16 protein-coding genes are annotated in these 13,846 nt (G+C 47.5%); 5 read left to right on the forward strand and 11 right to left on the reverse strand.

The genetic code is table 11. The features are described 5' to 3' along the window. Positions 1-67 precede the first annotated feature (67 nt). From dcuC to Q4E64_RS03575, 11 genes are all read right to left on the reverse strand, one after another. Positions 68-1,327, reverse strand: coding sequence for a C4-dicarboxylate transporter DcuC (dcuC, locus tag Q4E64_RS03530; protein WP_303166295.1), 1,260 nt, complete (start codon positions 1,325-1,327; stop codon positions 68-70). A 118-nt stretch (positions 1,328-1,445) separates the two neighbouring features. After that, positions 1,446-3,470: an LTA synthase family protein gene (locus tag Q4E64_RS03535; protein WP_303166488.1), complete on the reverse strand. Its 2,025-nt coding sequence runs from the start codon at positions 3,468-3,470 to the stop codon at positions 1,446-1,448. Between the two features lie 21 nt (positions 3,471-3,491). Continuing rightward, on the reverse strand, positions 3,492-4,433 hold the full coding sequence (locus Q4E64_RS03540; RefSeq protein WP_303166296.1) for a diacylglycerol kinase family protein: 942 nt from the start codon (positions 4,431-4,433) through the stop codon (positions 3,492-3,494). A 2-nt stretch (positions 4,434-4,435) separates the two neighbouring features. Continuing rightward, positions 4,436-4,879, reverse strand: coding sequence for a GtrA family protein (locus Q4E64_RS03545; RefSeq protein ID WP_303166297.1), 444 nt, complete (start codon positions 4,877-4,879; stop codon positions 4,436-4,438). A gap of 450 nt (positions 4,880-5,329) precedes the next feature. Further along, complete coding sequence (csn2, locus tag Q4E64_RS03550; protein ID WP_303166298.1) at positions 5,330-6,004, reverse strand: type II-A CRISPR-associated protein Csn2; 675 nt, start codon at positions 6,002-6,004, stop codon at positions 5,330-5,332. Then, positions 6,001-6,321 carry a CRISPR-associated endonuclease Cas2 gene (gene cas2 / locus Q4E64_RS03555; protein ID WP_368501497.1) on the reverse strand — a complete coding sequence of 107 codons (321 nt, stop codon included), beginning with the start codon at positions 6,319-6,321 and terminating at the stop codon, positions 6,001-6,003. The genes csn2 and cas2 overlap by 4 nt, the downstream gene beginning before the upstream one ends. 9 nt (positions 6,322-6,330) lie before the next feature. Beyond that, the gene (cas1, locus tag Q4E64_RS03560; RefSeq protein WP_303166300.1) at positions 6,331-7,212 is read right to left on the reverse strand and encodes a type II CRISPR-associated endonuclease Cas1; all 882 of its coding nucleotides are present in this window, start codon (positions 7,210-7,212) and stop codon (positions 6,331-6,333) included. Continuing rightward, positions 7,209-7,394, reverse strand: a complete 186-nt coding sequence (locus Q4E64_RS11445; protein WP_368501498.1) for a Cas9 endonuclease PAM-interacting domain-containing protein — start codon at positions 7,392-7,394, stop codon at positions 7,209-7,211. Before Q4E64_RS11445 ends, cas1 begins: the two co-directional genes overlap by 4 nt. 558 nt (positions 7,395-7,952) lie before the next feature. Next, positions 7,953-8,339: a hypothetical protein gene (locus Q4E64_RS03565; protein ID WP_303166301.1), complete on the reverse strand. Its 387-nt coding sequence runs from the start codon at positions 8,337-8,339 to the stop codon at positions 7,953-7,955. 36 nt (positions 8,340-8,375) lie between these two features. After that, positions 8,376-9,176 (reverse strand): helix-turn-helix domain-containing protein, encoded by an 801-nt coding sequence (locus Q4E64_RS03570; RefSeq protein ID WP_303166302.1) that lies wholly within the window; start codon positions 9,174-9,176, stop codon positions 8,376-8,378. 39 nt (positions 9,177-9,215) lie between these two features. Next, on the reverse strand, positions 9,216-9,581 hold the full coding sequence (locus tag Q4E64_RS03575; protein WP_303166304.1) for a hypothetical protein: 366 nt from the start codon (positions 9,579-9,581) through the stop codon (positions 9,216-9,218). Between the two features lie 347 nt (positions 9,582-9,928). Between Q4E64_RS03575 and Q4E64_RS03580 the strand changes: the two genes are divergently transcribed. The 5 genes from Q4E64_RS03580 (at position 9,929) to Q4E64_RS03600 (ending at position 13,843) form a co-directional block, all read left to right on the forward strand. Next, positions 9,929-10,342 (forward strand): cysteine-rich VLP domain-containing protein, encoded by a 414-nt coding sequence (locus tag Q4E64_RS03580; RefSeq protein ID WP_303166305.1) that lies wholly within the window; start codon positions 9,929-9,931, stop codon positions 10,340-10,342. A 111-nt stretch (positions 10,343-10,453) separates the two neighbouring features. Next, positions 10,454-10,849: a replication initiator protein A gene (locus Q4E64_RS03585; RefSeq protein ID WP_303166306.1), complete on the forward strand. Its 396-nt coding sequence runs from the start codon at positions 10,454-10,456 to the stop codon at positions 10,847-10,849. Positions 10,850-11,032: 183 nt separating this feature from the next. Next, entirely contained in the window at positions 11,033-11,974 is a 942-nt protein-coding gene (gene mobV, locus Q4E64_RS03590) for a MobV family relaxase (RefSeq protein ID WP_303166307.1), read from the forward strand. Between the two features lie 71 nt (positions 11,975-12,045). After that, positions 12,046-12,237 (forward strand): hypothetical protein, encoded by a 192-nt coding sequence (locus Q4E64_RS03595; RefSeq protein WP_112481489.1) that lies wholly within the window; start codon positions 12,046-12,048, stop codon positions 12,235-12,237. Between the two features lie 94 nt (positions 12,238-12,331). Next, the gene (locus tag Q4E64_RS03600) at positions 12,332-13,843 is read left to right on the forward strand and encodes a recombinase family protein (protein WP_303166309.1); all 1,512 of its coding nucleotides are present in this window, start codon (positions 12,332-12,334) and stop codon (positions 13,841-13,843) included. The last annotated feature ends 3 nt before the right edge of the window (positions 13,844-13,846 follow it).

A 13,846-nucleotide genomic window follows, 5' to 3' on the forward strand; every position in this document is an offset into this window, starting at 1 on the left:
GCTCCGGTATACTAACCAAACAGTATACCGGAGCGTTAATTTTCATTTATAAGGATAGAGCTGTTTTTTAGAAAAGCAGCAGCACCATGCCTGCGACGAGCGCGCCCACAATACCCAGCGCATTGCGTTTGCAAACCTCCATGGGGTCCACACCGGCAATGCCTGCGCAAATAATGGTAGCGCCGGCGATAGGAGAAATAGTACGGCCTAGAGTACCGCCCAGAGCAGCGATGGAGCCCATATTCATGGTAGAAATGCCAAACTCTACAGCGTGCGGCGTTACGGCTTCGTTAAAGGCTACGGTAGCGGCGTCGCCGGAGCCGGAAATCAGCGCCAGCAGGAAGGGGCCGAAGGTTGCGGCAAGCTTCACGATGCCGGTGGAATTCAGCATCCAGGCAATCAAAGCCTTGATGAGTCCCAAAGCGTTCAAACCGGCTACGAACACGCCTACGGAAATAATGATACCGATAATGTTGGCATAAGCGTCGCCCATGCCATTGAAGAAGTTTTTCGTCAGCTCAACGGGGTTCTTACGGGTAACTGCCAGGGACAGAATAGCGCCGATAACCATTGCGTGGGGCACGCCCATTTTTAATACCGGCACGGTATTGGTGCTGCCCAGCAGCAAAATGATAACGGGCACTAGGGGCATCAAAGCGTACAGCGGATTGATGGCAAAGCCATCGTCGTCAATCACAGAGCCTTCAGCCGGAACATAGCCTTTGTTCTCCTTCAAAACAACGGCGATAACTGTCAGTACAGCGGCGGCAATAATTACTCCGACCACGGTAGCCATCATATGATTGCCGATAACTTCGGTAATCTGCACGCCCGCCAGCTTGGCGATAACGCCGTTATGCACCAGACCGGGGTTCAGCATGCTGCCATAGGTGCCGGACTTAACGGCGGCGGCAGCCATAGCCGGATGAATACCGGCAGCCATCATAATAGGAATAAAGATAACGCCTACGGCAGCGCTGCATCCTGCGGCGCTGGGAATAGCGATATTAACCACAAAGGTAGCCAGCGTAGCGCCGGGAATCAGCAAAAAGCCCAGCTTTTTCAGCACCTTGCCGATAGCTATAACCAAATGCTTGTCGCAGCCCGTGTACTTCATGCACCAGGCAAAGCCCATGCAGGAGCAAACGGAGGTGATCAAGCCGGCGTTCGTCATGCTTTTAGCAAAAGCGTCCAGGGAAGCCATGGGCTTACCGGCAATAACGCACATTAAAATACCTGCCGCAATTAAAACCATGCGGGATTCATGGCGCTTCAGCAGCAGCCAGATAACGCCCAAAACGACAAGCGCACCAATAATCAAAAACATAAGTAACCCCTCCATTAATAAATAATATAATTCTTATTATAAAGCAAACGCCGCCGGAATCATAGTTCCAGCGGCGCTGTATACAAGTATACTTTTATTGCGGCAACCGCGCGGCGCGTTATTGATGCCATAAGCCGTAATAATGAATGATGTAATTGCTTAAGGCGTTCTCATATTCGCTGTCCGGCACCGGCTTATCCATCTGGTCGACGAAATGGCGCTCGCCCGACCAATAGAAGGCTTTGCCGCCGAAATAGCCCAAGGCGTAAGGCAGCTCAGCGGGCTGCAGCAAATTGCGGCCCATAAATTTTTCCGGCACGGGAATCCCCAAAAGGTACAGCAACGTCGGCGCTAAATCAATTTGCGAAGCATACTCGCTGTTGCGCAAAGCGTCCAGAGGCTTGAGATTTTTACTTATGAAAATCAAGGGAATGGGCGCAATGCTCTGCTTATCGCCTGCGTTCGTCACCAGCTTGGTATACTCGCCGCCGCTGTGCGGATTATGGTCGCTGGTAATGATAAACAGCGTCCTGTCGTCCATCAACCCACGCTTTTCCGCCTCGCTGAAGAAATGCTCCAGCGTTTTATCCACCCAGTAAACGCCGCGCACGGTCACAAAGGGATTATCGCGCACGCCTTCGGGCATTTCACTCCAGCTGTAGCCCGTGTAAGGATAGGGCTGGTGCATATCCAGCGTTTTCGTCACCAGCAGCAGGCGCTCGTTTTTCCGGCGCTCCAGCATGCGCAGGGTTTCCTCGTACATCACGTCGTTATGATAGCCCCAGCCGCTGGCTCCCGTATATCCCTGCTTTTCCAAATATTCCTTGGCGTAATATTCCTGCATGCCGAACTGCTCCGGATATTCCCGCAGCTCGTTGGCATAATACTGGCTGGAGGCGTTCATAAAAATGCCGTGCATCCCATGCTCCTGCACACAGCGGAACAAGGACGGCGTACCCTTGCCCGGCACGTCCTTATCCATAATCAGATGAGAACGGAAGGTGGCGTTCAGCCCCTGGGTCGTCGGCACCGCCGAAGAATAATATTTGTTAAGATGAGGATAACGGATAATTAAACTGTTTAAAAAAGGCGTGGCCTTTTCGGGAATATTGTCGTTGTAATAATTGATATAATCACGGTGCATGGATTCCAAAATCAGCAGCACTACCCGGTCGTACTGAGCAGGTATCTGCGACACCTGCGCCTTGGGCACGGGAATCCCCAGCTCCGCCAGATACGCCTTATCCTTATCCGTCAGCTCGCGCATTTCCACATGCTGGGCTCCGGCGATTTTATCCGTATCAAAAAGCGCCTTGCCGATAAAATTGACGTTGATGGGCACCGACAGCATATTGCGGTAGCTCATGCGCGTTTTTTCGTTTTCTATTTCCACATACATGCCGATAACCGTTTCCACGCCGTACATGCCCGCCGCGCCCAGCAAGCGGTCGGTGAGATTGAGTACGATGGAAAACATGGCCACGCACAGCAGCGACCAAGCGAAATTAGGCTTACGCCTGCCCGGCGGCGACACGCGGAACAATAGCAGGATCAGCGTTACCACGCCGATAATAGCGGCTATCAGCGTATTGCTCATGGTCGCCAGCACGCCCTGGGCCGCATAAATATTGAGATTCTGAAAGAGCACGCTTTCCACATGCATGGAGGTCTGCCAAAAGTAAAAAGCGTCGAAAACAATAGCCAGAGCCGAAAACAAATACACGGCGAAGTAAACTATTTTCATCAGCAGATTAGGCCATTTATGGTAGCACATAGCCGTTACCAGCAGCACCAGCACATTATTGTTCAACCCTGCCAAAACGCTCAGCGTCGTTTGCAGGCCCGTGTCCAGACTGAGCTGCCGCACCATAAAAAACGCTGCGCCCAAATACAAAAGCCCTACGACAATTACCGGGAAATAACGCCTGATGCGATCTGGCACGCGCCCCCGGCGGTAGTACAGCAGCCACACAATAGCCGCCAGCAGGCTGTCCCGCAGCAGATGATCAAAAATCTGAAAATAAAATTCGTTATAGGGGAACGGGTCGGCTCCGATAAAATTTCCGTACGCCAAATAACCCTCGACAGCGCCTGCCGCCGCCACAAACAGCAGCACAGCGCCTTTAACTCCCAAGCTTCCCATTTCCTTCACCTTACAGTCCGGCTAGGCCAAAAATTTAATTGGCGTATCCTCCATCACAATGCTCAGCGGCGCGCAGGTCACAGCGTCGCCGTCCAGCTCCGCTGCAAAATTGTCCGCGTTGCAGCGAATTTCCAGCTTGCGCGCTTTGCGGATAATAATATCGCTGTCCAAGCTCAGCGCTTCCATAGCGATGCACGCGGCATAACGCATAAAATCGCCGCGCTTGCAGCCCGTGAATAAGGCCACGTGCAGCAGAGGCGAAGAAAGCGACGCTCCGTTAAACAAATTATAGCGGCCGGCATAATAACGGCTCTTGCCAACTATAACCGACGAAGCCTCGTGCCATTCCGCTTCGTCGTCAAACCGTACCTCGAAGCGGTAACGCCAGTTATTGAAAAGCAGCTCCTTGCGCATCAGCTCCGTGCCCTGCCATACATAAGCCAGCTTATTCAGCAGCTTCTTTTCCGTTTCTGAAACGCTGTCCACAACTAGAGAATCGAAGCCTATGCCCGTAACCGTTAAAAAAACATGCCCGTTAGCGCGCCCCAGATAAACCGGCACCTCGATACCCTTAGCTACACGCTTCATCCATTTGCGGGGCTCGCCGCTGACCAGCAGCTCTTTCGCCACCAAGTTCACCGTACCTGCCGGGAACACGCTGATATAGGGCGTATAACTGCGGTTGCCCAACTGCTCGATTAACGCGCGGATAGTGCCGTCGCCACCGGCAATAATTACCCAATCGGCCTGCGCGTCGACAATTTTCTGCGCAATTTCCGGCAGCTGGTCGAAATACTTAATCTCGCACATTTCTGCATTTTTAAAGCCCACCAGCTCCTTGAGCAGCTTGAATACCTCGTTCACCTTGGCCATCATACTGGCAAAAAGCTGCTTGCCGGAATTACGGTTATAGACCAGCACGACCTTTTTAAATTTTGTAACGTCAGTATAGGTTATCGACATGTTCAGCTCCTAAAAATCCACTTTTTACGCGAAAGATAGTTCCACACAACTACTATGCAGCTGGTGAGCACCTTGGAAAGCATGGGCTCCCACCCCAGCCAGCTGACGAAAATATACATCAGCAGCAGATTAAAGCCTAAGCCCATAACGCTTACGAGAAAGACCAGGCTTAATTCCTTGCCGCGGTTATAGCGGCTGCCGCTGTCAAAGACTAATACATTCCCTAAAAAATAATGGTATAAGGTGGACAGACAAAACGCCATAGCCGTGGACGTCATAGTCAGCGCCGTCAGGCTCAGCCCTAATCCGTTCAGCAGATAATGCAACAGCAGATAAAAGAGAGCCCACTCTACCAAGGCCGCCGTTCCGCCAACAAAAAGATACAACCCTAGCTTAATAAATTCGCTGTCCGTATAATCGAAGCCAAACAAAACTTTTCTGCGCATAGAAAAACTCCACCTAAAGCATGATGATTTATTATATCACACTTTACGTAGAGTTTACAAAGGAAATAATGTGACGGAGTTACCTTCGCTGCAGTTCGTCTATAAATTGTTGACAAAGAGAGAACTTCTAAGTTAAGAATTCACTTTAATGTTGATTCCACCAGAAACCACAAACAAGCTTAGGCTGTTATCAATCACGCCGAATGTTTGAGTACCATCAGAAATTACATCACTCTCAAACGCAAGAAATCAAATATGAAAAGGCTGGCGTGTTTGAGTACCATCAGAAATTACATCACTCTCAAACTAATTCAAGCTTTCTTTCCCAGCGTTGCCCGTTTGAGTACCATCAGAAATTACATCACTCTCAAACCTCAAATCAGTCATCACAGAATGAAAATACCATCACTGTATCGTAAATCCAATGATACTCACTATCTTAATTAGATTTTAACACTTAACTACACATAAGTCATTATCTATAACCATAATTTTTTCATTTGTCATTCTAGGAGTTTCCCTGTTTTCAACGAGAAGTATGTGAATTTTCTTATATAACATATCTTTATAAAACTCTCCTAACTCTTCATCAGAAAAATAGGTCTTCAAATTCACAAAAACAATCAGTCTACACCTCTTAAAACGAGTACACAAATAAGCGTAACTAACTATTTTCTCCAATAGCTCTCCTTCATAAGGTTCAAAACGTACACCGGCCAGTTTAAACAAATTTAATATGGATATTTCATTTGCCTCTAAAAGCGGATAATCTACCTCATGCATTACACTGTTCACATATGTTAGTAGATTGTTTCTTATTTTAGAAGTTTCCATACAATGGCTTTCATCTACCGCAATAGTACCCATTTCATTATACAACCCATCTAGAAGCTTTCGCTCATTCAAATCAATATTTAAAGGGTCGGCTATTATAACGGCCGATTTATTTAGACTAATTGCTTTACTAGCCTCAGATAAAATCCACTTGCTATCTAACCCTAATAGTGCTTGCATAAACTGTTGAAGCATTTCTCTAAAAAGCTTCTTGTTTTCAATAACCAATACATTAATCATATTTTCATCTAATTGAATAGGCGTTAATAAATCTAGATATGCTATATTCATAAAAACACTAGCCTTTCATCACTATTAAGCACTTCATTATGTGCTTCACCTATTAGAATCTCCATTCTAGAAAATTGTCTTTCTGTTACAGTAAGCAGCTCTACTAAACCCTCCTTAGGAATATTTAATTTGACATTACTTATTACTGCTCCTGCAGCTACCGCATTTAGAGCAAGCTTGCAATATACAGATTCCTGCAGCATCATAAAGCCATTCTGAATCAAAAATTTTCTAAATTTGCTATATGCTTTTCTATTCTCTAATGTCGTAATTGGCAAATCAAAAAACACTAATATTCTCATAAATCTATAGCTCATAATAATTAATCAAATAAACTTACACCATTTTACTAAGCTTACATCATTGCCATTAATAGCATCAAAAACGCTCTTACAATAAAGCTTAACAGCATAATTCAACACATATTTTTTCTCATCAACTTGAACATCCATATTCAGGAATGACAATAACTCATGCTTTTGCTCCGTGGCAAATTTCTCCATCCCCTTTTCTACAAACATTCTGTACACAACTAAATCAACAAACGGTCTTAAAGGTTCCATAATGTCAGAACCCAAATTAAAGCTGTTAAAAATATTATCATGAATCAGGCCTATTTGTGTTAGGTATCCATTCGCAACTATCTCCCTATTACAGGCTGATAGGAGTATGCTGTAGCCATAATTTAAAGCTGAATTGATAAATGTATCTTCCGCTCTAGTAAAGCTTTCTCCAAAGATACTATTAAAATATACCTTTGCGGCATGCCCTTCTCTATTAGTAGCATCACGATATTCTAATTGATGGGCATAAACATCTAGTATCTCTGCATTAGCTAATCCTAACTTCTTCAACAAACAAGATTGCATGATTATTTTATTAAATATAATTGCAGTTCCTATCTCCCCTTTAATTTTATCAGTCCACGCAATCTGCTGCTTTATTTTAGCACTTACGTCATGCGACCCATAATAAGGAAGAAGCTCAGAACAAGGATTACGCTTAACATCACAAAATATAACTTTAATTTTATTAGCAACCAACTCTGCTAATAATGCGCAAGTTAAAGAAACCTCTGTTGACTCTATTATAAGTGTAGATATTTCACTTATATGTATTTTGGTGGTTCGTTCGCCACGAACCACCATATATCCTAATTGTAGGTCAAGCTTAGCTCTTGTTCCAATTACAACAGTGCGCCAACTCATACCTTTAACAAGTCTACCTTCCTTTCAAAAATGCCTGTGACTGATTGATTTATTATTAATATAGTATTCTTGTCCTTCGTGTTATTATTTATTTTCATAATACCACAAGACGCTCCCTTACCCAACAGTTTAAAGTTTGCCACTGCACTACCACATTTAAACAGATTGAGGATTTGGCGCAAAACTTAGGTCAGTTTACAAGGAACTACACGCAGACCACGAAACGGGGCTGCTGACAACAAAACAGGCTGAGTATCAAGCACCGGGGAAGTGCGAGATATTCAGCCTGTTTTGTTGTCCGGGGTTTCCAAAGGGGCACCCTTTGGCACACGACTTTGCTTGCAAAGTGTAGTGTGTTATACGCTCTGTCGGCGTTGCTGCGAAAATGCGGTTGCCGCTGGGGAGAGCAAGGGCATTTGAAGCAGCAGGAAAACAGGGCTGTGATTGCGTGGCGTGGAGCCGCAAACGCAGGGCTGGTTTCATCAGCAGATAGGGCGTATATGAAAGCCCCCGTCCCTCGTACAACGCCGAACTTCGGGACAAAGTGTCCCGAACTTGTGGATACATTCCCGTAAAATTGAAATGGGCGGGAAGCCATTTTAGGGCTTTCCCGCCTTGATTACCCTTTAGCAAAGACAGGCAGGACTGTCAACGGCGGCGCATGAAATGCGCCGTTCATCTTGACCGTTGACTGGCTCGACTGGATTTGCTATCTCCCCGATAAATGGGAAGTTGGCAATTTAAGTTTCGTCCCAATATATTTCCACTTTGATATATTCTTTATTTTTTGCATAGGCAAAAACTTCTGATTTTCTAATATAGTCAAATATATTTTCGCTTAAATCTTCGTTCCATGTTGCTTCACTAAATATTTTATTTTCACTGGTAGGCTTATATAAAATGTCTACATGGATTTGGAAAAATTCTTCATCATCATTTGGAAATTGCCTAACTAATGAAATTTCAAACACTGGTTCGGGTGCAAAAGTAGTAAATGTTCCAGTTTCAAATAAAATCATATCTTCTTCGAGCGGTATACTGCACATTTGCTCAAATACATTTACAATTTCTTCCAGTGGCATTTTATCAGTAATTTTATCCTTCAAGAATTTAATTAAACTGTCCATTGATTTTCCTCCTCTAAATCCCGATTTGTCGCTCTTTTACTTCCTCCCCCGCTGTGGGTTTGGATTTTTCAGCAAGTCCGACTTCTGTGCAATCTTTTTCAACCACTTCCTTTCTTCCTCGGACAGCTTCTTGTAATTCAGCCGGAGCCGTTTGCAGATAAACGCCAGCGACGCTTGCTCCGGGTCGCTGTCCTCGCTGGCAGCTTCATCGACGGCCTGCAATAATCCTTTCAGCGGGTTGTCCTCCGGGACGCTGAAAAAATCATCTCTGTGGGCTTCCCGCAGGTCAAGGGCTATTCCATTTATGTCCTGCTGTATCACATAGCGGCAAAAGCTGTCGTCGTCAATATGGGCGGCGACAAGCTGTCTTAACTGCGGGTCGGTCAAGCCGGGATTGTACTGCTTCATAATCGTTGCGCTCATGGTGTCCACGATGGCGTTTACGGTCTGCACCTGCTTCACCGCCACGCCGTTCACATAGATTTCAAGGTCAGCCATGAGCCGGGGGAAATCCGGGTGCGCCGCCAGCTCACACAAGAGGGAATTGTCCACCCGCCCGCTTTTCAGCAGTTCAATCATATCGTCACTCAAACGCAGGTCTGCAAGATCGGCGTTTGGGTGATTTTTTGTCTCCGACAGCCCCAGCAGATAGTCGGCGGTCACACCGTAAAACTTCGCCAGCTTGATAAGGGCATAGTGGCTGATGTCCTTAAAATCCTCCGCTTCATAGCTGCCCAGCGCAGATTTGGAGAGGTGGGTCTGCTCCGCAAGCTGTTCCAGCGTCAGCCCACGCTCCACACGCAGGTCTTTCAATCGTTCTTGTATGGATAGTTCCATGCTCTCCCTCCTTGTCTGCTTGATACATGAGGAGTTGTACTACTGGACAAACAGCATTTCGACATCGCCATCAACAAATCCGATACCCAAACCTTGATATTTCTTTAAGATGCCAGCATGTTTCCCTTGCTCCAAATATCTTTTCAAAATTTGAATCATTTCATCAAGAATTTCATTCCACGCTTTTTCTTCTTTCCAAGTCAACGGAGTTTCTCTTGTTCCAAAATCAAAAATTTCGTCGCAACACCAGTCCTCATCTTCTAAATCAAAACTTTCCGTTCCAACTAATTCGACTGACCAATTGTTGCCACCATCTTCGTATAAATTAAAATTAAGAGCAACAACCTCTGTGGGTATTGACTGTTCCAAAATGCTATCTAACCAATTTTCAACAAGTGTATACATATTTAGTTCCTCCTCCAAAATCTCGATTTGTCACTTTGTATTTATCATTCTACCACAATTCCGAGAGCGTGGAAATAGCGTTTTTTCCGAACTTATTTCCGACTTTATGGATATACGGGGCGGGCGGTCATTTAGGTGTAGACTTAGATTAGTTCATCGGTGAACAGCACCTTGAAAACAGAATGACCGTCCGAAAAGGAATACCCCGGCAGGGGAAGTACCGCAACGAGCCAGCTTCGGGACAAAATGTCCCGAAGTCCGGGGAGCGTGCCAACGCCGGAACACGCCGCAGGAATGGGGCAGGAAGCCTTTTCGGGGAGAACGGCAACATAGAAACGGAGGAACGCATGGAAGAAAATTTATACAAGCGATTGCCGCCCTTGGAGCGCAGGCCGGACGGTTCCCTCTACCGCATGACACCGGCGCAGAGGAAACAGGCAAACAGCCTGATCCGCCGGGAGTGCTGCAACTGCGAGGGCGGGGACTGTATCGCCCTTGACGACGGGGACAGCCATACCTGCCCGCAGATGATTTCTTTCTCCGTCTGCTGTAAGTGGTTCCGCTGGTCGGTCTTGCCGCAGGACAGGACGCTGGAAGCAGAGATTTTCCGGGGAAAGGACTTGAAACGCTGTGCGGTCTGCGGCGGCGTGTTCGTCCCAAAATCCAACCGGGCAAAATACTGCCCGGACTGTGCCGCCAGAGTTCACAGGCGGCAGAAAGCGGAAAGTGAACGGAAAAGGAGGTCGAGCGTGGACAATTAGGCGGGGAAAAGTCCTTGATTTATAAGGCTTCCAGAGGGCAGAACCGGGGCAGGTCATATAAAATATCGTCTGCCCCCGGAAATGCCGTTCTAACTGTCCACAAAGCACACTATGACAAACACAATTTATATTCATCAGCCGGAGAAATCGGTCAGCTTCACCCGGCTCCCGAATTTTCTCTTTGAAGCCCCTACATTTACGCCCCTGTCCAATGAAGCGAAGATACTGTACGCCTTTATCCTGCGCCGGACGGAGTTGTCCCGCAAGAACGGCTGGGCGGACGAGTACGGGCGCATTTACCTGTATTATCCAATCTGCGAGGTGGTCGCCCTGCTCCACTGTGGGCGGCAGAAAGCGGTCAACACCCTGCGGGAGTTGCAGTATGCGGGGCTTGTGGAGATACAGAAACAGGGCTGTGGAAAACCCAATCGTATCTACCCAAAATCCTATGAAGCGGTTCCAAACACCGACTTCAAGAAATCCGGTTCCGGTACGCCGGAGGGCTGAAAACCGCACTCGTGGAGTACGATAATCAATCCTCTTGAAGTACGAAAACCGGACGGAAGATAGAAATACAGAGATTAAAACGATTTATTTATATCTTATCCATTCCAATCCTATCAGAGATAATTCCGGCGGGATTTTCCTGTGGAAAAGTCCCGGATAGGAAAGGAATGGGGAAAGGAGTTTATGGCACAGCACGCAATTTTGCGATTTGAGAAGCACAAGGGCAATCCGGCAAGACCGCTGGAAGCCCACCACGAAAGACAGAAAGACCAGTACGCCAGCAATCCTGACATTGACACCAGCCGGAGCAAGTACAATTTTCACATCGTCAAGCCAGAGGGCAGATACTACCATTTCATTCAGAGCCGCATTGAACAGGCGGGGTGCAGGACACGCAAGGACAGCACCCGGTTTGTCGATACGCTCATCACCGCCAGCTCGGAGTTTTTCAAAGGCAAGTCCCCAAAGGAGATACAAGCCTTTTTCCAGAGGGCGGCAGACTTTCTCATTGACCGGGTGGGCCGGGAGAATATCGTGTCGGCGGTGGTACACATGGACGAGAAAACGCCCCACCTGCATTTAACTTTCGTTCCGCTGACAAAGGACAACCGCCTGTGCGCCAAGGAAATCATAGGCAACCGTGCGAATTTGACGAAGTGGCAGGACGATTTTCACGCCTACATGGTGGAGAAATATCCAGACTTGGAGCGTGGGGAGAGCGCCAGCAAGACAGGCCGGAAGCATATCCCCACCCGGCTTTTCAAACAGGCGGTTTCCCTCTCCAAACAGGCGAGGGCGATTGAAGCCACGCTGGACAGTATCTCCCCGCTGAACGCCGGGAAGAAGAAAGAGGAAGCCCTTGCCATGCTGAAAAAGTGGTTTCCGCAAATGGAGAACTTCTCCGGGCAGTTAAAGAAATACAAGGTCACGATCAATGACCTGCTGGAAGAAAATCAAAAGCTGGAAGCGAGAGCCAGAGCCAGCGAAAGCGGCAAAATGAAAGACCGCATGGAACGGGCGAAGCTGGAAAGCGAATTGCAGAACATTCAAAGGCTGGTTGACCGTATCCCGCCGGACGTACTGGCGGAAGTAAAGCGGCAACAGCGATACACAAAGGAAAGGTGATTGAATATAAGCAGAATTTCACGCCGCCCCTGTGCGGCATTGTACCTTGAAAATTGAATATGGGAGGTTCTATGGAGCATATCAGATACAAGAAAGAAACAGAGGTCGTAACTTTTCAGGGAAAGGAAATTACGTTGGAAAATCTCTCCCCGGTGTTCACGCCGGAGCAGGAAGCGGCGAAACGCCGGGAACTGGAGCAACAGCTCTATGAGGTGTTCCGCAAATACGCCGATAAACGGCAGAATGAGAACGCCGGGGCGTAAGGTTTTCCAAAGCCACCGTTGATTTGCGGGGCTGCTGGCGGTATAATAATAGTGTCAGCAGCTCCGTTTCTTTTTTAAGAAAAGGAGCGACAATATGAACAACAGAATAGACGCAATCTATGCAAGACAATCGGTGGACAAAAAGGATAGCATTTCCATTGAGAGCCAGATTGAATTTTGCAAATATGAATTGAAAGGCGGTAACTGCAAGGAATACACAGACAAAGGGTACAGCGGCAAGAACACAGACCGTCCGAAGTTTCAAGAACTGGTGCGGGATATTAAGCGGGGCTTGATTGCAAAGGTCATTGTTTACAAACTTGACCGTATCAGCCGTTCCATTCTGGACTTTGCAAACATGATGGAACTGTTCCAGCAGTACAATGTGGAGTTTGTGTCCTCTACGGAAAAGTTTGATACCTCCACTCCGATGGGGCGGGCTATGCTGAATATCTGTATCGTGTTCGCCCAGCTTGAACGGGAAACGATACAGAAGCGGGTGACGGACGCTTATTACTCCCGCAGTCAGCGGGGCTTCAAAATGGGCGGCAAGGCTCCCTATGGCTTCCATACCGAGCCAATTAAAATGGACGGTATCAACACAAAGAAGCTGGTGGTAAACCCGGAGGAAGCGGCAAATATCCGGCTCATGTTCGAGATGTACGCCCAGCCCACAACCTCCTACGGGGACATTACCCGGTACTTTGCCGAACAGGGGATTTTATTCAATGGCAAAGAACTGATACGTCCCACGCTGGCGCAGATGTTACGCAATCCTGTCTATGTGCAGGCAGACCTTGATGTGTACGAGTTTTTCAAAAGTCAAGGGACAGTCATTGTCAATGACGCCACCGATTTTACTGGCATGAACGGATGCTATCTGTATCAAGGGCGAGATGTGAAGCCCAGCAAAAAGAACGACTTGAAAGACCAAATGCTGGTACTGGCTCCCCATGAGAGCATTGTCCCCTCCGACATCTGGCTGACCTGCCGCAAGAAGCTGATGAACAACATGAAAATCCAGTCTGCCCGAAAAGCCACCCACACATGGCTGGCGGGAAAAATCAAGTGCGGAAACTGCGGGTATGCCCTTATGAGCATTAACAATCCTGTGGGAAAGCAATATCTCCGCTGCACAAAACGGCTGGATAACAAGAGCTGTGCCGGGTGCGGGAAAATCATCACTTCGGAACTGGAAGCGGTTGTTTATCAGCAGATGGTAAAGAAACTGGCAGGCTACAAGACGCTGACAGGCAGAAAGAAAGCGGCAAAGGCAAACCCGAAAATCGCCGCCCTGCAAGTGGAACTTGCTCATGTGGACGGCGAGATTGAAAAGCTGGTGGACAGTCTGACGGGCGCAAACAATGTCCTTCTCTCCTATGTGAATGTGAAGATAGCAGAACTGGACGGGCGCAAGCAGGAACTTCTGGCGAGGATAGCGGAGCTGACGGTGGAAGCCATCAGCCCGGAACAGGTCAGCCAGATTTCCGGCTACCTCGACACTTGGGAGAATGTATCCTTTGACGACAAGCGGCGGGTGGTGGATTTGATGATTACCACCATAGCCGCCACAAGCGACAGCTTGAATATCACATGGAAAATCTGACGG

It is taken from the genome of Phascolarctobacterium sp. (assembly GCF_030531065.1).
Classification (GTDB): Bacteria; Bacillota; Negativicutes; order Acidaminococcales; family Acidaminococcaceae; genus Phascolarctobacterium_A.

What these genes read in the sequence shown, in the direction of transcription:
- Q4E64_RS03565 (WP_303166301.1), bottom strand. Translation starts at nt 8,339, where the DNA reads ATGGACAGTTTAATTAAATTCTTGAAGGATAAAATTACTGATAAAATG.
- cas1 (WP_303166300.1), bottom strand. Translation starts at nt 7,212, where the DNA reads ATGAGTTGGCGCACTGTTGTAATTGGAACAAGAGCTAAGCTTGACCTA.
- mobV (WP_303166307.1), top strand. Translation starts at nt 11,033, where the DNA reads ATGGCACAGCACGCAATTTTGCGATTTGAGAAGCACAAGGGCAATCCG.
- Q4E64_RS03580 (WP_303166305.1), top strand. Translation starts at nt 9,929, where the DNA reads ATGGAAGAAAATTTATACAAGCGATTGCCGCCCTTGGAGCGCAGGCCG.
- Q4E64_RS03535 (WP_303166488.1), bottom strand. Translation starts at nt 3,470, where the DNA reads ATGGGAAGCTTGGGAGTTAAAGGCGCTGTGCTGCTGTTTGTGGCGGCG.
- Q4E64_RS03595 (WP_112481489.1), top strand. Translation starts at nt 12,046, where the DNA reads ATGGAGCATATCAGATACAAGAAAGAAACAGAGGTCGTAACTTTTCAG.
- cas2 (WP_368501497.1), bottom strand. Translation starts at nt 6,321, where the DNA reads ATGAGCTATAGATTTATGAGAATATTAGTGTTTTTTGATTTGCCAATT.
- Q4E64_RS03575 (WP_303166304.1), bottom strand. Translation starts at nt 9,581, where the DNA reads ATGTATACACTTGTTGAAAATTGGTTAGATAGCATTTTGGAACAGTCA.
- Q4E64_RS03585 (WP_303166306.1), top strand. Translation starts at nt 10,454, where the DNA reads ATGACAAACACAATTTATATTCATCAGCCGGAGAAATCGGTCAGCTTC.
- Q4E64_RS03540 (WP_303166296.1), bottom strand. Translation starts at nt 4,433, where the DNA reads ATGTCGATAACCTATACTGACGTTACAAAATTTAAAAAGGTCGTGCTG.
- Q4E64_RS03545 (WP_303166297.1), bottom strand. Translation starts at nt 4,879, where the DNA reads ATGCGCAGAAAAGTTTTGTTTGGCTTCGATTATACGGACAGCGAATTT.
- Q4E64_RS03600 (WP_303166309.1), top strand. Translation starts at nt 12,332, where the DNA reads ATGAACAACAGAATAGACGCAATCTATGCAAGACAATCGGTGGACAAA.
- csn2 (WP_303166298.1), bottom strand. Translation starts at nt 6,004, where the DNA reads ATGAATATAGCATATCTAGATTTATTAACGCCTATTCAATTAGATGAA.
- Q4E64_RS03570 (WP_303166302.1), bottom strand. Translation starts at nt 9,176, where the DNA reads ATGGAACTATCCATACAAGAACGATTGAAAGACCTGCGTGTGGAGCGT.
- dcuC (WP_303166295.1), bottom strand. Translation starts at nt 1,327, where the DNA reads ATGTTTTTGATTATTGGTGCGCTTGTCGTTTTGGGCGTTATCTGGCTG.